Source organism: Streptomyces rishiriensis, assembly GCF_030815485.1.
Taxonomy (GTDB): domain Bacteria; phylum Actinomycetota; class Actinomycetes; order Streptomycetales; family Streptomycetaceae; genus Streptomyces; species Streptomyces rishiriensis_A.
The window spans coordinates 7,242,039-7,262,216 of sequence record NZ_JAUSWV010000002.1 but is presented as its reverse complement, the minus strand read 5'-3'; the positions used below and the strand labels follow the sequence as shown (position 1 = coordinate 7,262,216).

10 protein-coding genes are annotated in these 20,178 nt (G+C 74.8%); 7 read left to right on the top strand and 3 right to left on the bottom strand.

What is annotated here, in order from left to right; all coding sequences use genetic code 11:
• Positions 1 to 3 precede the first annotated feature (3 nt).
• Positions 4 to 1,434, bottom strand: a complete 1,431-nt coding sequence (locus QF030_RS34655; protein WP_307166499.1) for an MFS transporter — start codon at positions 1,432 to 1,434, stop codon at positions 4 to 6.
• Positions 1,435 to 1,557: 123 nt separating this feature from the next.
• Between QF030_RS34655 and QF030_RS34650 the strand changes: the two genes are divergently transcribed.
• On the top strand, positions 1,558 to 2,136 hold the full coding sequence (locus tag QF030_RS34650) for a TetR/AcrR family transcriptional regulator (protein ID WP_307166498.1): 579 nt from the start codon (positions 1,558 to 1,560) through the stop codon (positions 2,134 to 2,136).
• Positions 2,137 to 2,145: 9 nt separating this feature from the next.
• On the opposite strand, the gene QF030_RS34645 is transcribed toward QF030_RS34650, so the two are convergent.
• Positions 2,146 to 3,339, bottom strand: a complete 1,194-nt coding sequence (locus QF030_RS34645) for a serine hydrolase domain-containing protein (RefSeq protein ID WP_307166497.1) — start codon at positions 3,337 to 3,339, stop codon at positions 2,146 to 2,148.
• 667 nt (positions 3,340 to 4,006) lie between these two features.
• On the opposite strand from QF030_RS34645, the gene QF030_RS34640 reads away from it, so the two are divergent.
• The 6 genes from QF030_RS34640 to QF030_RS34615 are packed head-to-tail and all read left to right on the top strand — an operon-like array spanning position 4,007 to position 18,906.
• On the top strand, positions 4,007 to 10,999 hold the full coding sequence (locus QF030_RS34640; protein WP_307166496.1) for an SDR family oxidoreductase: 6,993 nt from the start codon (positions 4,007 to 4,009) through the stop codon (positions 10,997 to 10,999).
• Positions 11,000 to 11,043: 44 nt separating this feature from the next.
• Positions 11,044 to 15,528, top strand: coding sequence for a beta-ketoacyl synthase N-terminal-like domain-containing protein (locus QF030_RS34635; RefSeq protein ID WP_373428936.1), 4,485 nt, complete (start codon positions 11,044 to 11,046; stop codon positions 15,526 to 15,528).
• Positions 15,525 to 15,851 carry an acyl carrier protein gene (locus QF030_RS34630; protein WP_307166494.1) on the top strand — a complete coding sequence of 109 codons (327 nt, stop codon included), beginning with the start codon at positions 15,525 to 15,527 and terminating at the stop codon, positions 15,849 to 15,851. The genes QF030_RS34635 and QF030_RS34630 overlap by 4 nt, the downstream gene beginning before the upstream one ends.
• Before the next feature lie 3 nt (positions 15,852 to 15,854).
• On the top strand, positions 15,855 to 16,670 hold the full coding sequence (locus tag QF030_RS34625) for an alpha/beta fold hydrolase (RefSeq protein WP_307166493.1): 816 nt from the start codon (positions 15,855 to 15,857) through the stop codon (positions 16,668 to 16,670).
• Positions 16,667 to 17,842, top strand: a complete 1,176-nt coding sequence (locus QF030_RS34620; RefSeq protein WP_307166492.1) for a glycosyltransferase — start codon at positions 16,667 to 16,669, stop codon at positions 17,840 to 17,842. Before QF030_RS34625 ends, QF030_RS34620 begins: the two co-directional genes overlap by 4 nt.
• Positions 17,839 to 18,906 carry a class I SAM-dependent methyltransferase gene (locus QF030_RS34615; protein WP_307166491.1) on the top strand — a complete coding sequence of 356 codons (1,068 nt, stop codon included), beginning with the start codon at positions 17,839 to 17,841 and terminating at the stop codon, positions 18,904 to 18,906. Before QF030_RS34620 ends, QF030_RS34615 begins: the two co-directional genes overlap by 4 nt.
• Before the next feature lie 183 nt (positions 18,907 to 19,089).
• Here the strand turns inward: QF030_RS34615 and QF030_RS34610 are convergent, their stop codons facing one another.
• Positions 19,090 to 20,160: an Ldh family oxidoreductase gene (locus QF030_RS34610; RefSeq protein WP_307166490.1), complete on the bottom strand. Its 1,071-nt coding sequence runs from the start codon at positions 20,158 to 20,160 to the stop codon at positions 19,090 to 19,092.
• Positions 20,161 to 20,178: the final 18 nt, after the last annotated feature.

The following is a 20,178-nucleotide window of genomic DNA, read 5'->3' as shown; positions in this document are numbered from 1 at the left end:
AGCCTACCGTACCGGGGTGGGTGCGGCGGTCGGCGCCTGTTGGGCGGCCGGTCCGGGCAGTCGGCTCGCGCGGCGGACCGGGACCAGCAGGGCGGCGAGGGCGGCGCCCAGACAGAGCACCGCGAGCAGGGTGAATCCGTGGGTGTAACCGGATTCGTGGGGCAAGCCCGACGCCTGGAGGTGGCCGGTGACCAGGACGCCGGTGACGGCGGCTCCGATGGATCCGCCGATGGTGCGGATGTTGGCGTTCATGCCGGTGGCGGCGCCGGTCTGCCCGGCGGGCACGCTGCCGACGATCAGGTTGGCCATCGACGCGAAGGCCAGGCCTATGCCGAGGCCGAACACGCCCGCCACCAGGGCGACCTGCCACTGCTCGTCGTGCCAGAGGGCGAGGAAGCCCAGGGCGAACGCACCGAGTGCGGCACCGGCCGTGAGCAGCGCCTTGGCACCCACGCGGGGCTCGAGACGGCCGCTGAGCACGCCGGAGACGAACATCGCGAGCAGCATCGGCAGCATGAGGAGCCCGGAGGCGGTGACGCCGGCGCCGAAGCCGTACCCGGCCGTGCTCGGGGTCTGCACGAACCCGGGCAGGAAGGACCAGATCGCGTACATGCCCGCGCCGAACAGCAGGGCGGCGAGGTTGGTGGTCCACACGGCCGGCAGCCGCATGATGCGCAGGTCGATCAGCGGGTTGCGGGAGCGGGCCTCGGTGAACAGCCACAGCGCGAACAGCGCCACGGCCACGGTGAACAGGCCGATCACCCGGGCCGAGCCCCAGCCCCAGCCGCTCGCCTGACTGAGCGGCAGCAGCAGGGCGACCAGCCAGCCGGAGAGCAGCACGGCACCGAGCCAGCTGACCTTTCCCTCCGCCCGGTCGGGCGACTCGGGCACATAGCGCAGGGCGATGAGCGTGGTGGCCGCGACGATGCCGACGGGGATCCAGAACAGCCAGCGGTAGTCGAGCGCGGAGACGATCGGTCCGGCCGCGACCATGCCGACGCCACCGCCGGCGGCGATCACGGCGGACAGGTTGCTGATGCTGCCGGGCACCCGGGAGGGGGCGAACTCGTCCCTGATGATGCCGAAGGAGAGCGGGAACAGGGCGCCGCCGACGCCCTGGACGACCCGGGCGAGGATCAGGACGCCGATGGTCGGCGCGAGCGCGGCGAGCAGACAGCCGGCCAGGACGGCGAGCAGGACCCCGACGAGGGTGCGCTTCTTGCCGATCAGGTCGCCGACCCGGCCGAGGATCGGCGTGAAGACGGACGCGGACAGCAGATACGCGGTCATCACCCAGGTCGCGGTGGACTGCGAGGTGTGCAGCGCGTGCTGCACGGTCGGCAGGGCCGGCGCTATCAGCGACTGGAGCATGGAGAACACGCCGGCACCGGTCGCGAGGACCGCGAAGGTGAGGCGGGTGGACTTGCGGGGCATGACAAGCCTCTCGGAAGAACCCGGAAAGAGGAGAAGAGGCCTCGGACTGCTAAAGTGGAGGCACCCCTCCACTCTAGCGGAGGCATCCCTCCGGTTCAACCGAGTCCCGCCCAGGAGGCAGCAGTGCCGGCTCAGCAGTTCCCCATCAGCGAGATCGTCGCGGCCCAGCGCCCCGCCCGGAAGGACGCGGCCCGCAACTACGACGCGCTGCTGGCCGCCGCGCGCGAGGCGTTCGCCGAGCACGGCTCGGAGGCGTCGCTGGAGGACATCGCCCGGCGCGCGGGCGTCGGCATCGGCACGCTGTACCGGAACTTCCCGACCCGCCGGGCTCTGTTCGAGAGCGTGTACGCGGACGAGGTCAACGCGCTGTGCCGGTCGGCCGTGGAGTTCGCCGATCTGGAGCCGTGGGAGGCGCTCACCGCGTGGCTCGAGCGGTTCGCCGGCTACATGGTCACCAAGCGGGCGGTGCGCGAGGCGCTGGAGGGCGAGTCGGAGATCTTCCAGGCCTGCCGCGAGTCGATGTACGCGGCGGGCGGCCCGCTGTTCGAGCGGACCCAGCGGGCCGGGGCCGCCCGCGCGGACATGGACTTCGGCGATCTGCTGCGGATGGTCGCCGGGATCACCGCGACGGCCTTCGTGGACGACGCCCAGCGCGACCGCGTCCTGGCCATCGCCCTGGACGGGGTGCGCGCCGGGCGCTGACCGGGAGGGTCAGGACAGCGGGTACCGCGGATCCAGCAGGTCCGCGATGCGCTCGGTGATCGTCTGGGCGGTGTTGCCCTCGGGGGCGTCGGGGCCCACCGTCGTGGACACCGCGATGGACAGACGCTTGTGCGGCTCGTACGCCATCACGGCCGCGTAGCCGAAGAAGGACGGGTTCTGCACCACCCAGCCGTTCTTGACGACGACGCCGATGCCGAAGTGGAAGTCCTCGGTCATGGGCACGCAGACCGTGGCGGGGCAGTTCGCGGTGGCGTGTCCGAGGCCGATGGTGCCCGGGTCCAGCTGGGTGCGGAAGGACTGCTTCGAGAGCAGTTCGCCCGAGCCGACGGCCTGCCCGGAGCGGGCCAGGTCACAGATGTCCTGGGTCAGGATCGCGCCCGGGGCGGTGGTCCAGGAGGGGTTCCAGTAGGTGGACTCCTCGTAGGTGCCGCGTTCGTCGTCGTAGGCGTGCAGCACGGGCGGCGGGATGAGCGCGGTGTCGTTGCTGCGGGTGTTGCGCAGCTTGAGGGGCTTCATGACGCGTTCGCGCAGGAGGCGGTCGAGCGGGGTGCGGGAGATCTTCTCCAGGGCGCGGCCGAGCAGGACGAAGTTGGCGTGCGAGTAGCTCCAGTTGGTGCCCGGCCGGTACCACAGGGGGTGGCTGAGGGAGATCCCGACGACCTCCTCGGGGGCCCAGTGCTGCCAGGGGTCGGCATAGAGCTTCCTCAGGAACAACGGGTCGGTGACGTAGTCGTGCAGGCCCGAGGTCGAGTCGCCGAGCATCCGCAGGGTGATCTTGTCGCCGTGCGGCAGGTCGGGCAGCCAGCGGGAGACCGGGTCGTCGAGGCGCGCCTTGTGCTCCTGGACGAGTTGGAGCAGCACCGTGCCCATGAAGGCGATGCCGACCGAGCCGGTCCGGAAGTGCATGGCGGGCGTCGCCGGCACCTGCGTGAGGGACTCGCCGTCCGCGCCGGTGACGAGCTCACGTCCGCCGACCGTGACCTTGACGAGGGCGGCCTTGAGGCCGAGTTCCTTGCGGGCCTCGCGGACGAGCCGGAGGACCTCGCGCGCCTGACCCTGCGGCTTCCGGGTGGCGGCACAGGCCCGGTCGTGGTGATCGGGGGCGGCGGTCGCGGCCGCGGCCTGGAGGGTGGAGGCGAGAAGAGCGGCGGCGCAGAGCAGCGCCGTACGGGTACGCGTCATACGGGCACTATGGGCTGATTGTCACATCGGTCACGGGGGCAACACTCCGTACATCGCCGCCCGGGACCCGTACGGCCCCTCGACCTGTCTCCCCCGACCGGGCCGGTTGGTCCGTCCGGTCGAACTCGGCCTGTCCGCGGGGGCGGTCGGCGACCTCCCGGGGACCGGCTCGACTCCGTGGTCGTTCCCGTCCTGGCGGCGGGTTCGGCCCGCGTCAAGGCCGTCTCACAGGACGACTCGCGCACCGTCGACAGCACAAGCCTTTCCCGGTCACTCCGGGACCGACACACGGAATTTTCCGCGCCACCCGGGCGCCGCCGGGAATGTGCGTGGCGATTCGGACAAGCGGTCCAGAGGAACCCATTTCCTGCGTTCGTCCTTGTTTCCGGGGTGTGAGTGGACGGTGAACGGGGCCGGTCCCGAAAGGAATTCATCCGATTTCCTACGCCCTGGTCCGGAGCTGACGACTGACCGAATCATTGCGGCTGGATACCGGCCGATCGTTCGAACGTTGACCAGTGAGTAACAAGCCCACTACCTTTCAACGCGTTTCGAGCACGCTTGAGAACGGCGTTCCGCGGTGGATCTCTGCCCGCGGGAATCCGGTGAGCCGCCATTGCTGTCCCGAACCCCCCACCGTGCAGTCTCACCCTTGATTCGGAGAATCATGACGTCTGCTGTGCGTTCCGAGGACATGATCATCGGCATAACTCCTTTCGGCGAACCCGATGCCGGGCTCGCCCTGGCGATCGACCGGGCCGGCGGGCTCGGCGTACTCGACCTGGGATCCGGTGACCGAAGAGCCCGCGAAGCCCTGTCCCGCCTGCGCCGCGCCTGTCCGGGCACCTTCGGCGTCCGGGTCGGCGCACACTGCCGGCTCACCCCGGCCGACCTGGAGCCCGACGGCCCGCACACGGTGGTCCTCTCGCCGGAGGCGGCGCGGGCCGCGAAGGCCCCGGGGAGCGACGAGGCGGCCTGGGCGATCGCCGGCCTCGCGGGGCGCCACCGCGTACTGGTCGAGGTCACCGACCTGGCGGGCGCCCGGGAAGCGTTAGGCGCCGGAGCGCACGGCCTGATCGCCCGCGGCGCCGAGAGCGGTGGCCGGATCGGCGAACTGAGCACCTTCGTCCTGCTCCAGCAGCTCCTCGCCGCGCCCGAGGTGACCTCGCCGGTGTGGGCGTGCGGCGGCATCGGCCCGCGCACGGCCGCCGCCGCGGTGGCCGGCGGCGCGGCCGGCGTCGTCCTGGACAGCCAGCTCGCGCTGCTGGCCGAGTCGGCCCTGCCCGAACCGGCCGCGGCGACGCTGCGCACCCTGGACGGCTCCGAGACCGTCGTCCGCGCCGGACACCGGGTCCTGCTGCGGCGCGGACCGGACGCCCCGCGGCTCGCGGAGGACGCGCATCCGCAGGAGGTGGCGGCCCTGCTCGGCGCTCAGGATCCACGCGGACAGCTGCTCCCGGTGGGCCAGGACGGCTTCCTCGCCGCGCGGTTCGCCGAACGCTGGGGCGATGTGCGGCGGACCCTGCGGGCGCTGCGGGAGGCGGTCCTGGACACGGTGCGCGACGACACGGCCGGCCGGGCGCTGCGGTCCGGGTCGCCGATGAGCCGGGCGCTCGGCACCCGCCTCCCCCTCGCCCAGGGGCCGATGACGAGGGTGAGCGACGGGGCCGCGTTCGCCGCGGCGGTGGCGGCCGACGGGGCGCTGCCCTTCCTCGCGCTGGCGTTGGCGGACGGCGAGCGGGCACGGGCGATGCTGGCCGCGACCCGGGACGCGGTGGCCGGCCGGCCCTGGGGCGTGGGCGTGCTCGGCTTCGCGCCGGAGGACGTGCGCGCCGCACAACTGGAGGCCGTGCGGGAGCTGCGTCCGACGCACGCGATCATCGCGGGGGGCCGGCCGTCCCAGGCTCAGGCGCTGGAGCGGGACGGCATCCGGACCTTCCTGCACGTGCCGTCGCCGGGGCTGCTGCGGCAGTTCCTGGAGGCCGGGGCACGCCGGTTCGTGTTCGAGGGCTCGGAGTGCGGCGGGCACGTCGGACCGCGCGGCAGCTTCCCGCTCTGGGAGGCCCAACTGGCCGTCCTCGACGACTGGTCGCAGGGCCGCGGGGTCGAGGACCTCGAGGTGTTCTTCGCGGGCGGGGTCCACGACGAACGGTCGGCGGCGATGGTCGCCGCGCTCGCGGCTCCGCTGACCGCCCGCGGAGCGGCCGTCGGCGTGCTGATGGGCACCGCGTACCTGTTCACCGCGGAGGCCGTGTCCCACGGCGCGATCCGGCCGCTCTTCCAGCGGCAGGTGATGGCCGCCGAGCGCACCACGCTCCTGGAGTCGGCGCCGGGACACGCCACCCGCTGCGTGCCGAGCCCGTTCGCGGCCGGCTACCGCGACGAGGAGACCCGGCTGCGGGCCGGGGGCACGGGGGACCGGCACATCTGGGAGGCCCTGGAACGGCTCAACGTCGGCCGGCTGCGCATCGCGAGCAAGGGCGTCACCCGCGACACCGACGGCTCGCTCACCCCCGTCGACGAGCAACGCCAGCTCGCCGAGGGCATGTTCATGGCCGGGGAGGTGGCCGTGCTGCGCTCGGCGACCACCACGGTCGCCGCGCTGCACGCGTCGGTGACGACCGGCGCCGTCGAGCATCTCACGCGGCGCGCGGCCGAGTCGGGTCACGCGCAGACGCTCGGGGAGCCGGCCGCCCCGGCCCCGCTCGACATCGCCGTCGTCGGCATGGCCTGCATGTTCCCGCAGGCACCCGACCTGCCCACCTTCTGGGCGAACGTGGTCGGGGGCGTGGACGCGGTCGGCGAAGTCCCGGCCGACCGCTGGGATCCGGCCGTCCACCACGGCGAATCGACCCCGTCGAAGTGGGGCGGCTTCCTGCCCCGCATCCCCTTCGACCCCCTGCGGTACGGCATCCCGCCCACCTCGCTCGGCAGCGTCGAGCCGGTCCAGCTGCTGTCCCTGGAGGCGGCCCGGCGCGCCCTGGAGGACGCCGGATACGGGGAAGGGGAGCGGGAGTTCGACCGCTCCCGCACCTCGGTGGTGTTCGGCGCGGAGGCGGGCAGCGACCTGTCCAACGCGGCCACGCTGAGGGCGGTGCTGCCCTCCTACTACGGCAGCGTCCCGGCGGGCCTCGACGACCAGCTCCCGCAGCTCACCGAGGACTCGTTCCCCGGCATGCTCGCCAACGTCATCTCCGGGCGGATCGCCAACCGGCTCGACCTCGGCGGCGCCAACTACACCGTCGACGCCGCCTGCGCCTCCTCGCTGGCCGCGGTGGACGTCGCCTGCAAGGAACTCGTCGGCGGCACCTCCGACGTGGTGCTCTGCGGCGGTGCCGACCTGCACAACGGCATCAACGACTACGTCCTCTTCTCGTCCGTGCACGCCCTGTCCCCGACCGGCCGCTCCCGTGCCTTCGACGGTTCGGCGGACGGCATCGCACTCGGCGAGGGCGTGGCCTGCGTCGTCCTCAAGCGGCTCGCGGACGCGGAACGCGACGGCGACCGGATCTACGGCGTGATCAAGGGGCTCGGTTCCTCAAGCGACGGCCGCTCGCTCGGCCTCACGGCGCCCAGGCCCGAAGGCCAGCGCGCCGCCCTGGAACGCGCCTACCGCAACGCGGGGGTCTCCCCGGCCGACGTCGGGCTCGTCGAGGCGCACGGCACCGGGACCGTGGTCGGCGACCGCACCGAACTGCGCATACTCAGCGAGGTGTTCGAGGAGGCCGGGGCACGACCGGGCGGCTGTGCGATCGGCTCGGTGAAGTCGCAGATCGGGCACACCAAGTGCGCCGCCGGACTCGCCGGCCTGATCAAGACACTGCTGGCCCTGCACACCGGCGTCACACCGCCCACCCTGCACGTCGAAACCCCGAACGCGGCCTGGGACCCGGCCGGCAGCCCCTTCGCCTTCCACGCACGGGCCCGGCCCTGGGCGGCGCCCGCCGGGGAACGCGTCGCCGGGGTCAGCGCGTTCGGCTTCGGTGGCACCAACTTCCATGTGGTGCTGAGCGCCTACGCGGACGGCGTGCCGCCGGTGCGGGGCGCGGACGCCTGGCCGGCCGAACTGTTCGTCTTCCGCGGACGGGACGCCGCCGCGGCCGCCCGCACCGTGGACGAACTCCTCACGGCCGCGGAGACGGAGGGCCGGCCGTGGCGCCTGCGGGACCTGGCGCTCGGCGCCGCGCGACGGTCGGACGCGAGCGGTGAACCGGCGCAGGTCGCGGTCGTGGCGACGGACGTGGACGACCTGGTCGGCAAGTTGCGACGGGTCTGCGCCGATCCGGCCGCCCACGACCCCGCGCGGGGGATCCACCGGGCCGGACCCGAGGACCCCGACGGCCTCGGGGACTCCAAGGTCGCCTTCCTCTTCCCCGGCCAGGGCAGCCAGCGCACCGGCATGCTCGCCGACCTGTTCGTCGCCTTCCCCGAGCTGCGGCCGTACCTGGAGCTCGCCCGCGCACACGCCGACACCCTGTATCCGCCGGCAGCCTTCGACGACGCGGTGCGCGACCGTCAGCAGGCCGCGCTGACCGACACCCGGGTGGCGCAGCCGGCTCTCGGCGTCGCCGGGCTCGCCGCGCACGCCGTGCTCACCGCGGCCGGGGTGCGCCCGGACATGGCCGCCGGGCACAGCTACGGCGAGCTGGTCGCCCTCTGCTCGGCCGGCGCGCTGAGCCCCGAAACCCTGCTGGACCTGAGCGCGGAACGGGCGACGGCCATCCTCCAAGCCGCCGGCGCGGACGGATCCGCAGAGTCCGCCGGGGGCGATCCGGGGGCCATGGCCGCCGTCGCGGCCGGTGCCGAGAAGGTGGCACGGGCACTCGCGGCGGCGCGGGCGCCGGACACAGTGGTCGTCGCCAACCGCAACTCGCCCGAGCAGACGGTGGTCTCGGGCCCCTCGGACGACGTCGCCGAGACCGTGCGGCTGCTGCGCGAGGCCGGTCTCGGGGCCAAGCGGATCCCCGTGGCCTGCGCCTTCCACAGCCCGCTGGTCGCCGGTGCGGCCGAGCGGTTCGCCGAGGCGCTGGCGGCCCGGCCGGTGCACGCGCCCGAGTTCCCGGTGTGGTCCAACCGCACGGCCGCGCCGTACCCCACCGACGCGGACGCGGTACGGGCCGGACTCGCCGCCCAGATCGGAGCGCCGGTCGCCTTCGCCGAACAGATCGAGGGGATGTACGCGGCGGGCGCGCGGATCTTCGTCGAGGCCGGTCCCGGGGCGGTGCTGACCCGGCTGGTGGGGCAGATCCTCGGTGACCGCCCGCACCGCACGGTGGCCTGCGAACCCCGCCCCGGCGGCGGTCTGGGCGGCTGGCTGGACGCCCTGGCCCGGCTCGCCGTCGCGGGCCTGCCGGTACGCGCCGGGTGGCTGCTGCGCGGCCGGGACGCCGTCGACGCGGTACGGACCCCCGTGCCGAAACGGCCCGGCTGGACGGTCGACGGACAGCTGGTCCGCACCGCCGCCGGCGCGCTCCTTCCCGGTGCGCTCGCACCGGCCCGACGAGTCGTGGAACCCCTCGAGAGGACGGTGGCGACTGTGCCGACCAACCCCCCGCACGGCGTCCCGTCCGACCGGGACGCGCTCGTCTCCGAGTTCCTGCGCACCAGCCGGGAGATGATCGCCGCCCAACGGGACGTACTGCTCACCTACTTCGGAGCCGCCCCGGGCGCGCAGCCCGCACCGCCCGTGGCGGCGGCGCCGGAGGTGATCCAGGCGGCGCCCCGGCTCCCCGCGGCGCCCGCGGTGTCGGTTGCCGTCACGGCGGAGCCGACCGAGGCTCCCGAACCGACCCCGGCCACCGGGCCCCTCGACGTCCGGCAGGTCGTCCTGGAGATCATCAGCGAACGCACCGGCTACCCCGTGGACATGATCGAGCCCGACCTCGACCTCGAGGCCGACCTCAGCATCGACTCCATCAAGCGGGCCGAGATCGCGGGCGAACTGGCCAAGCGCCTGGGCGGCGGGGCCGGCGCGGACCTCGCGTCGATGGACGACGACCAGCTGGAGGAGCTGGCGAAGGCGCGGACGGCCGCCGCGGTCACCGACTGGCTGACCGCCAGGCTGGACGGACCGGCCGCGCCCGCGCCCGCCGCCGAGCCCGCAGCGGCGGCGGTGACGGTGACGGCCGCGGACACGCGGTCCGGGACGTCCGTGCGGGCCCCGCGGGAGGTGACCGGCGAGCCGCCCAGGCGGCACGTGCTGCGGCCGGTCCTGCTCGACGCCGGCTCCGGCGCCCCCGCCGTCCCCTCCCCCGCGCTCTCCGGCACCCGCTGGATCCTTCTCGGCCGGGCCCCCGAGGCCGCGGCCCGACTGGTGTCCCACGGCGCCGACGTCGCCGTACGCGCCCGGGATCACGTCCTGACCGAGGCGGACGGGCCGGTGGACGGCGTGCTCTACCTGGGTGCCCTCGACGGCCCCGACGACGGCCCCGACGACAGTCCCGTCCTGCCGGACGCGTTCCCCGTGCTGAAGGCGGCCCTGGCCCGCGGCCCGCGCTGGTTGCTGGCCGTGCGGACCGCCGACGGCGGGACGCCCGACCCCCGGACCGCCGGACTGCGCGGCCTGTTCCGGACCGTGGCGCGCGAGTATCCGGAGCTGGTCGCCCGGGTCGTCGACCTCTGGGACGCCACGCCGTCCGCCGTCGCGGACGCCGTGGTCGCGGAGGCCGTCGCGCCGGACCGCACCCCGGTGGTGTGGCGGACGGCGGCCGGCCGGCACGGTTTCGAACTGGTGGAGGCACCGCTCGGCACGCTGGGCAGCACGGGCGCCGGACCGGCCGGAGACGGGGCCGCCGAGGCGGCGGCGCTCGGACTGGACCGGGACTCGGTGGTCCTGCTCGCGGGCGGGGCGCGGGGCATCACCGCGCAGTTCGCCGTCACGCTCGCCCGTGCCGCCCGCTGCCGTCTGGAGCTGCTCGGCCGGACCCCCGCGCCGGACGGTCCCGAGGACGCGGACACCGCGGCCGCCCGCACCCCGGCGGAGCTGCGCGCCGCGCTCGCCGCGCGCGGCGGCGCCAAGCCGGCGGAGATCAACCGCGCCGCCGAACTCCTGCTGGCGCAGCGGGAGATCACCGCCACGCTCACCGAACTCACGGCGCTCGGCAGCCGGGCCCGCTACCGCTCCGTCGACTTCCGGGAACCCGGCGCGGTGCTCCAGGCGGTGAAGGAGATCCACGCCGAGCACGGCAGGCTGGACGGCGTGGTGCACGCGGCCGGAGTGATCGAGGACCGGCTCGTCGCGGAGAAGTCCGCCGACTCCTTCCAGCGTGTCTACGGCACCAAGGCGACCGGCGCGGCCGCCCTGCTCACCGCGCTGGAGGAGCTGCCCGGCGCACCGGCGTTCACCGTGCTGTTCGGCTCGATCTCGGCCGTGCTCGGCAACCGCGGGCAGGTGGACTACGCGGCCGCCAACGACGCGCTGGAGACCCTCGGCGCGGCCTTCGCCGCCCGCACCGGGCACCGCGCGGTGACCGTGCACTGGGGTCCGTGGGCGCCCGCGGCCGGGCACGCCGGCATGGTGGGGGCGGAGCTGGCGCGGGAGTACGCCCGGCGCGGCATCCGGCTGATCGATCCGGAGGAAGGGACCGCGGCGCTGCTGCGGGAGCTGGCCTGGGGCGATGAGACCGCCACGGCCGTCGTCCACACCGCCTCGGGCTGGTGACGGCGGCCGTGACGGCACGTCACCTGCCCGTCGCCATCGTGGGCATGGCCGTCCTGCTGCCGGGCGCCGGCGACCTGGAGGCGTACTGGCGGAACCTGCGGGACGGCGTGGACGCGATCGGCGAGGTGCCCGCAGGACGCTGGGACGCCGAGTACTACCGGCCCGGCAGCGCGTCGGAACCGGCTGTCGCGGACCGGGTGTACGCGCGGCGGGGCGGGTTCGTGGACGGGCTGGCACAGGTGGAGGTCACCCGGTTCGGGATCATGCCCCACTCGGTGGCCGGAACCGAGCCGGACCAGCTGATCGCGCTGCATGTGGCGTCGGCCGCCCTCGACGACGCGGGCGGCCCGGACCGGCTCCCCGACCCGGGGCGCGTCGGCGTCGTCCTCGGCCGGGGCGGCTACCTCGGTCCCGGCCTGGTCCGGCTCGACCAACGGGTCCGGACGGCTGGCCAACTGGTCCGCACACTCGGAGAGTTGCTGCCCGACCTGACGTCCGACCAACTCGGCCGGGTGCGGGCGGCGTTCACCGAGCGGCTCGGTCCGGACAGTCCGGAGTCGGCGATCGGCCTGGTGCCCAATCTCGCCGCCTCCCGGATCGCCAACCGGCTGGACCTGCGCGGCCCCGCGTACACCGTGGACGCGGCCTGTGCGTCCTCGCTCGTCGCCGTGGACCAGGCGGTGGGCGAACTCGCCTCCGGGCGCTGCGACCTGATGCTCGCGGGAGGCGTCCACCACTGCCACGACATCACGTTGTGGAGTGTCTTCTCCCAGCTGCGCGCCCTCTCCCCCAGCCAGCGCAGCCGCCCCTTCCACCGGGACGCCGACGGCATCCTGATCGGCGAGGGCACGGGCGTCGTCGTCCTCAAGCGGCTGGCCGACGCCGAGCGCGACGGCGACCGGATCTACGCGGTGATCCGGGGCACCGGGGTGGCCAGCGACGGCCGGGCCGCGGGGCTGGTCAACCCCGATCCGGGCGGGCAGGCACAGGCCGTCCGGCAGGCGTGGCGGGCCGCCGGGCTCGACCCGGCCGAGCCCGGGTCGATCGGTCTGCTGGAGGCGCACGGCACCGCGACCCCGGCCGGCGACGAGGCCGAACTGGCCACGCTCGCCGAGGTGTTCGGCTCCGGTGACGGTGAGGCCGTACTGGGGTCCGTCAAGTCGATGATCGGGCACACCATGCCCGCCGCCGGGGTGGCCGGCCTCGTCAAGGCCGCGCTCGCCGTCCACCACGGCATGCTGCTTCCGACGCTGCACTGCGACGACCCGCACCCCGCCCTGGCCCGCACCAGGTTCCGCACCCTGGAGAAGGCCGCCGACTGGGAGAGCACCGGTCGGCAGCCCGTGCGCCGGGCCGCCGTGAACGCGTTCGGGTTCGGTGGGATCAACGCGCACGTGGTGCTGGAAGAGGCCCCGGGGGCACGCGGATCCCGTGCGGCCGCGCCGCCCCGGCCGGTCCTGACGGTCACCGAACCCGAGCGGATCCTGCTGCTCGCCGCCGGCTCCCCCGCGGGTCTCGCCGCCCTCCTGGACGCCGACGACAGCACCGTACGGGCCGCCGGGCTCGCCCCCACGCATCCGCACCCGGACGCCGGACCGGCCCGCCTCGGCATCGTCGACCCGACCGCGAAGCGGCTCGCCCTGGCCCGCCGCACGGTCGGCAAGCAGCGCGCCTGGCACGGCCGCAGTGACGTCTGGTTCCGGCCGAGCCCCCTGCTGGGCACCGGCCGGAGCGGACCGGCGTTCCTGTTCCCCGGTCTGGAGGGCGACTTCACTCCGCAGGTCGACGACGTGGCCGCCCACTTCGGTCTGCCCGCCCCGCCGGTCACCGGGGAGCGCGCCGGTGACGTCGGCCGGCACGGTTTCGGTGTCGTCGCCGTCGGCCGGCTGCTCGACGCCGCGCTGCGCCGCTGCGGGATCGTGCCGGACGCGGTCGCCGGGCACAGCGTCGGCGAGTGGACGGCGATGGCGACGGCCGGACTGTACTCCGGGGACGAGGTCGACGCGTTCATGGCGGACTTCGATCCCGACTCGGTGACGGTCGCGGGACTCGCCTTCGGCGCGATCGGCACGTCCGCCGAACGGGTCCTGGCCGCCCTGCGGGACGGCGGCCGGGCCACGGCGGGCCTGGTGCTCTCCCACGACAACGCGCCGGGTCAGTCGATGGTGTGCGGCCCCGAGGCGGCGGTGGAGCACTTCGTACGGGCCTTCCGTGCCCAGGGCGTGCTCAGCCAGGTGCTGCCGTTCCGGTCGGGTTTCCACACGCCGATGCTGCAACCGCATCTCGGCCCGATCAAGGAGGCCGCCGACCGGTTCCGGCTGTACCCGCCGCACACCCCCGTCTGGTCCGGGACGACCGCCGCCCCCTTCCCCGGCGACGAGGCGGGGATACGGGACCTGTTCGTCCGCCATCTGCTGGAACCCGTCCGTTTCCGGCAGCTGACCGAGGCGCTGTACGCGGCGGGACACCGGGTGTACGTCCAGGTCGGCCCGGGTCGGCTCGGCTCCCTGACCGGGGACACGCTGGCCGGCCGGGACCATCTGGTCGTCGCCGCCAACTCCCCCCACCGCACGGGCCTCGCCCAGCTCCGCCGGGTGGCCACCGCCCTGTGGACGGCGGGTGCGGCGGTGGCGCCGTCCCTCGCGCCCTCACCCGTCGCCTCCCCCGTCTCCTCTCCGGCGACCGGCACGGCCGCGCGGGCACCACGGCCGCCCGTGCGGCTGGACCTGGGCAGCGCCCTGGTGTCCCTCGCGCCGCCGCGGCTGACCGCCCTGCGGGCCGAGCTGCGCGCCCCGGTGCGTGGCGCGGGGCCCGTCGGTCCTTCGCCGCTGGACGCCCTGGCCGCGGGCTCGCCGATGGCCGCCGAACTGTCCGCCCTGCTCCACGAGACGGCGGACACGGCGGCCGCCCTCATGACCGCGAGGGCCGGCGCTCCCGCGGCCGGCCGGCGGACCGGCCCGTGGCACACCAGCGTCCATGTCTCCCCCGACGCCATGCCCTACCTGCTGGACCACTGCTTCTTCCCGCAGCGGCCCGGCTGGCCCGATGTCGCCGACCGGTGGCCGGTCGTCCCGGCCACGACGATCGTGCGGCACATCGTGGACGCGGCGGCGGACGCGGCCCGGGAGCGGGCTCCCGGCACGGTGCCGGTCGCCGTGCACGGCGCGCGGTTCGAGGAGTGGCTCACCGCCACCCCGGCCGTCGACGTGCCGGTGACCGTGACACCCGAAGGCCCCGACCGGCTGGCCGTCTCCTTCGGCCCCCGGGCCCGCGCCACCGTCGAACTGGCCGCCGCCCACCCACCGCCCCCCGCACCCTGGCCCGCCGACCCCGGCGCCGAGCGCGCCCCGGACCACACCGCCGCCCAGCTCTACGACGAGCGCTGGATGTTCCACGGCCCGGCGTTCCAGGGCGTCACCGAACTCACCGCGATCGGCGACCGCCACATCCGCGGGGTGATCACCACCCCGTCCGCACCCGGCGCGCTGCTGGACAACGTCGGCCAGATCCTCGGCTACTGGATCATGGCGACCCGTACCGAGCGGACCGTCGTGTTCCCCGTCGGGATGCGGGAGATGCGCTTCCACGGGCCGCATCCGGCGCCGGGGACCGAGGTGGGGTGCCTGGTGCGGATCACCTCGCTCACCGACGTCTTTCTGGAGGCCGACATCCAGCTGACGGCCGGGGGCACGGTGTGGGCGGAGCTGTACGGCTGGCAGGACCGCCGGTTCGACAACGATCCGAAGACCCGGCCCGTCGAGCGCTTCCCGGAGCGCCACACCCTGTCCGAGACCCGCCCGGGTGGCTGGCAGCTGCTGCACGAGCGCTGGCCGGACCTGGCCTCCCGCGAGTTGATCATGCGCAACTCGCTGGGCGGCGCCGAGCGTTCGCAGTACGCGGAGCACGCGCCGCGCGGCCGCCGGCAGTGGCTGCTGGGCCGCATCGCGGTGAAGGACGCGGTACGGCAGTGGCTCTGGGACCAGGGCGAGGGCCCGGTCTTCCCGGCCGAGCTGCGGGTACGCAACGACGAGGCCGGCCGACCGTACGTCACCGGTGTGCACGGGCGGGTCCTGCCCCCGCTGGACGTCTCGCTGGCGCACAGCGCGGAGGCGGGCGTCGCGATCGTCCGGCCGCACACGCCGGGCCCCGGGCCGGGGATCGACATCGAGGAGGTCACCGACCGTACTGCGGAGACGCTCGCCGCCGCCCTCGGCGAAGGCGAACTGCGGCTGCTGCGCCGCCTGTCGGCCGGACCCGGCGGCTCCGAGGCCCTCTGGTTCACCCGCTTCTGGGCGGCGAAGGAGGCCGTCGCCAAGGCCGAGGGCACCGGATTCGGCGGCCGGCCACGGGACTTCACGGTGCTCGACGCGGCCCCGGCCGGCGACCGGCTGACCGTCGCGGGCCGCCTGGAACGCGCCTACACCGTGCACTGCGCACCGGCCGCCAACCCGCCCAGGCTGCCCGACCGTTCGTACGTGGTGGCCTGGACGACGGGACACCCGACCGCAGAGGAGTACGACGCCCGATGACACCCCCCACCCCCCGCACCCCCGCCACCGCAGAGGAGAGGTCCGTCCTGGCCGACCTCACCGGCATGCTCACCCGGCTCCTGCAGGACGAGTACGGCCTCGACGACATCGGGATCGACATGCAGACCACCTTCAACCGCGACCTGGAGCTGGAGAGCATCGACCTGGTCACCCTGGCCGGCCTGCTCCAGGAGCGGTACGGCGACAGGGTCAACTTCGCCGAGTTCCTGGCGGGCATGGAGTTCGACGAGATCATCGACCTGACCGTCGGACGGCTCGTCGAGTACGTGGTGACGAGTCTGAAGGCCACGGAGGGGAGCTGAGCCATGGCGATGGTCGACACCGGCTCCGTCCGGTTGCACGTACAGCGGATCGGCCCCCGGCAGGACCGGCCGGCCACCGCCACCGTGGTGCTGGTGCACGGTCTGCTCACCGACAGCCTGGCCAGCTACTACTTCACCGTCGCCCCGGCGTTCGCGGCCGCGGGCCTCGACGTCGTCATGTACGACCTGCGGGGCCACGGCCGCAGCGGGCGCCCCGCCGGGGGCTACACGCTGGACGACAACATCGACGACCTCGAGGCGCTGCTGGACCGGCTGGCGGTGACCGGCCCGGTGCATCTGGTCGGCAACTCCTACGGCGGCACCGTCGCGTTCGGCTATGCGGCCCGGCACCCCGAGCGGGCGGCGAGCGTGAGTCTCGTCGAATCCGAACCGGCCACCGCCGCCTGGGCGGTGAAGCTCGGCGGGATCCTGGACCGGGTCGTGAACCAGCTCGCCCACAACGAGTCCGACGCGATCGCCTGGATCACCGCGCACCGCGGCCACAACACCGCCCGCCTGGCCAGGGGCGCGGCCCGGCTCGCGCGGGAGACCTCTCTCGGGCGGGACATCCCGGCCAGCCGGGTGCTGACGGACGAACAGATCGCGGCGGTGCGCTGTCCGGTGCTCGGCCTGTACGGCGCCGACTCCGATCTGGCCGGACTCGCGCCGTGGCTGCGGGCGGTGCTGCCGGACTGCCGGACCGTGGTGATCGCGGGGCACGAGCACTCGGTCCTCGTGGAGGCCTCGGGCACGGTCGGCGGGCACATCCTGTCCCTCGTCGACGAGGCCGGGCGGGTGGCGGCGGAGGCGGCCGGGTGAGCCGGTTCCTGTTCGTCGCGCCGCCGTTGGTGGGGCACCTCAACCCGGCCGTCGGTGTCGCCGCCGAACTCACCGCGCGGGGCCACCAGGTGGCGTGGGCCTGCGCCGATCCGGAGCTGGTCGGCCGGCTGGCGGGCCCCGGGACCGGGGCGGTGTTCGCCTGTGACGGGGCGCCGCGGGGCGAGCGGCCCGCCGATCTGCGCGGTCCCGAGGCGCTGCGGTTCCTGTGGGAGTGGTACCTGCTGCCGCTCGCCGAGGCCATGGCGCCGGGTGTGCGGGCGGCCGTCGAGGCGTTCCGGCCGGACGTCGTCGTCACCGACCAGCAGGCCTTCGCCGGCGCGCTGGTCGCGGAGCGGCTGGGCCTGCCGTGGGCGACCTCGGCGACCACCTCGGCCGAGTTCACTGACCCGCTCGCCGGGCTGCCCAAGGTCAGGGAGTGGCTGGACGGGCGGCTGGCCGCACTGCGGTCCGCGATCGGCGATCCGGCGGGCGACGCCGACCCCCGTTTCTCGCCGCATCTCGTCCTGGCGTTCAGCACACCGGAGCTGGCGGGCGACGCGCACCCGGGCGTCCGCTGGGTGGGCCCGTCGATCACGGCCCGGCCCCCGGCCGCCGGTTTCCCCTGGGAGTGGCTCGACGGCGGCCGCGCCACCGTGCTGGTCACGCTCGGCACCGCGAACACCGATGTCGGCGGACGGTTCCTCGACGTCTGCCGGGAGGTGCTGCGGGAGCGGGCCGACCGGGTCCAGGGCGTGATCGTCGATCCGGGCGGCACGTCGGAGCCGGGCGGCGACGACAAGAACGTGCTGATCGTGCCGTCGGCGCCGCAACTCGCCCTGCTGGAAAGGCTGGAGGCGGCCTCGGGCGCGGTGGTCTGCCACGCCGGGCACAACACCGTGTGCGAGGCCCTGTGGCACGGCGTTCCCCTGGTCGTGGCCCCGATCCGCGACGACCAGCCGGTGGTGGCGGGGCAGGTCACCGAAGCAGGGGCCGGGGTGCGGGTGCGGTTCGGCCGGGTCACCGCGCGGCAGCTGGGCGCGGCGCTCGACGCCGTCCTGGACGAACCCGGACACCGCGCCGCCGCCGGCCGGATCCGTACGGCGTTCCGCGCCGCGGGCGGTCCGTCCGCCGCCGCGGCCCATCTCGAAGACCTGGCAGGGGAGTTCCAATGAGCGAAGAGACCGAGCCCGCCGAGCGGATCGCCCGGGCGCGTCCCGCCTACCGGGCCGACATCGCCGCCGGTCCGGACCGCTTCTTCGAACCCCGCCGCACCACCTGCCCGTGGTGCGGCTCGGCGGCGCTGACCACCCGGCTGCGCACCACCGACCTGCTCCAGCACAAGCCGGGCCGATTCGTCCTGGACCGCTGCGAGGGCTGCGGGCACACCTTCCAGAACCCGCGGCTGAGCGCCGAGGGCCTGGAGTTCTACTACCGGGACTTCTACGACGGGCTGGGCGAGAAGAAACTCGGGGACACCTTCGGGGGGCGGACGAAGATGTACCGGGGGCGGGCGCGGTCGATGCTGGCGCACGACCCCGCGCCGAAGACGTGGCTGGACGTCGGCACCGGACACGGTCACTTCTGCGCGGTCGCCCGGGAGGTGCTGCCCGGGACGGCGTTCGACGGCCTGGACTTCACCGACGGCGTCGAACTCGCCCAGCGGGAGGGCCGGGTGGAGCACGGCTATCGGGGCGCGTTCCCCGAGCTGGCGCCCGACCTGGCCGCCCGTTACGACGTCGTGAGCATGTTCCACTACCTGGAGCACAGCACCGATCCCGACCGCGAACTGCGCGCCGCGCACGAGACGGTACGCCCCGGCGGGCATCTCCTCATCGAGGTGCCGGACCCCGAGAGCCGGTACGCGCGGCTGCTGGGCCGCTGGTGGCTGCCCTGGCTCCAGCCGCAGCATCTGCACTTCGTGCCGGTGGCCAACCTGCGGGAACGGCTCACCCGGCTGGGCTTCACGGTGGTGGCCGAGCAGCACGCCGAGCCGCACGACCCGGTCGACCTGCTGGCCGCCGTATGGCTGGCGCTGGACCACGCGGCGCCGCGCGACGACGCGCCCTGGCTGCCCGAGCCGCCGGGCGCGCTGCGCCGCACGCTGCGCGGGGCGCTGCTGGTCGCCGGGATTCCGGCGCTGATCGTGGGCGCCCTGCTCGACCGGTTCGCGGTGCGCCCGCTGTCGCACCGGCTGGGCGTGTCCAACGCGTACCGGATCGTGGCCCGTCGCGAGTGAGGGACGGGTGCGTCCGCCGGTCGGTACCTCGCCGGTCCCTCTTCGAGGCGAGGAGGGGACCGGGCCAGGGGGCGTCCGCCGCACCGGACGCCACCCGGGTGGCCCGAAGGCGTCGTCCGCCGCACCGGCGTGCCCGCGGCCACCCGCCCCTCCCCGGGTCGTCGCCTTGGAAGCCGCCGTCCCCTATCCGGCGGCTTCCGGCAGGGCGACGCCCAGCTTCCCGGCGCGCTCGGTCAGGTCGCGCCAGACCTTGGGCGCCACCGGGACGCCCTTCTCACCGCGGGCGGCGGCCACGGCGGCACTGCGCTCGCCGGGGTAGAACACGCCCTGCGCACCGTCCGCGGCCGGCAGGCCCTTCAGCGTGCCCAGCGTGGCGTCCACGGACTCGGTGAAGGCGTCCGCGCCCCCGAAGGCGGCCGGGTCGACGGCGATGAGCAGGGCGTTCTGACGGTGCTCACGGCCGGCCGGGTCGTCCGAGTGGAACGACGCGAAGATCGGCGCCCCGACGAGCACGCTCGTCAGCAGTTCGAAGGCGAGGGACATGCCGGAGCCCTTGGCGCCGCCGAGCGGCAGCGGCATGACCGCCTTGTCCGGGTCGGTGGTCGGGGTGCCGTCCTCGGTGGCGGCCGCGCCCTCGGGCAGCGGGGTGCCGTTCGCCCTGGCCTGCCGGATCCTGCCGAGGGCGATGGTGGCGGTGGCCATGTCCAGGAGCAGCGGCGCGTGCGCCGACGAGGCGTCGGTCGGGACGGCGATGGCGAGCGGGCTGGTGGCGACCGCCGCCCCCCTGACGCCGGTGTAGCCCATGTTCGGCATCCCGGCGACGAAGCCGATGCCGACCAGTCCCCGTTCGGCGATCTTCGACACGTAGTAGCCGATCGCGCCGGTGTGCACCGTGCGGCGCACGCCCACCGCGGCGACGCCGGTCGTCCTCGCCCTGGTCACGGCCTCGTCGGCGGCCGCGCCCAGGGCGACCGGGCCGGGGGCGCGGTCGGCGTCCAGGACGGCCGCGGCCGGGGTGCTGGACTCGAGCGTGATCCGGGCGTCCGCGTTGGCGACGCCCTTGTCCAGCAGGTCCAGGTAGGCGGGGATCCGGGCGATGCCGTGCGAGTCGACACCGCGCAGCGCGGCCCAGACGAACGCGTCGGCGGTGGTGCGGGCGTGCGCGGCGCTCAGGCCGCCCTTCTCCAGGAGCGCGGCGGAGAAGGTGCGCAGGTCCTCCGCGGGCACCAGGATCTTCGTGGGTGGGGTGGACATGGTGACGGTGCCTCCTGG

Excerpts from the sequence above, each read along its gene's own strand:
- QF030_RS34625 (WP_307166493.1), top strand. The coding sequence starts at position 15,855 with ATGGCGATGGTCGACACCGGCTCCGTCCGGTTGCACGTACAGCGGATC.
- QF030_RS34635 (WP_373428936.1), top strand. The coding sequence starts at position 11,044 with ATGGCCGTCCTGCTGCCGGGCGCCGGCGACCTGGAGGCGTACTGGCGG.
- QF030_RS34615 (WP_307166491.1), top strand. The coding sequence starts at position 17,839 with ATGAGCGAAGAGACCGAGCCCGCCGAGCGGATCGCCCGGGCGCGTCCC.
- QF030_RS34655 (WP_307166499.1), bottom strand. The coding sequence starts at position 1,434 with ATGCCCCGCAAGTCCACCCGCCTCACCTTCGCGGTCCTCGCGACCGGT.
- QF030_RS34640 (WP_307166496.1), top strand. The coding sequence starts at position 4,007 with ATGACGTCTGCTGTGCGTTCCGAGGACATGATCATCGGCATAACTCCT.
- QF030_RS34610 (WP_307166490.1), bottom strand. The coding sequence starts at position 20,160 with ATGTCCACCCCACCCACGAAGATCCTGGTGCCCGCGGAGGACCTGCGC.
- QF030_RS34645 (WP_307166497.1), bottom strand. The coding sequence starts at position 3,339 with ATGACGCGTACCCGTACGGCGCTGCTCTGCGCCGCCGCTCTTCTCGCC.
- QF030_RS34630 (WP_307166494.1), top strand. The coding sequence starts at position 15,525 with ATGACACCCCCCACCCCCCGCACCCCCGCCACCGCAGAGGAGAGGTCC.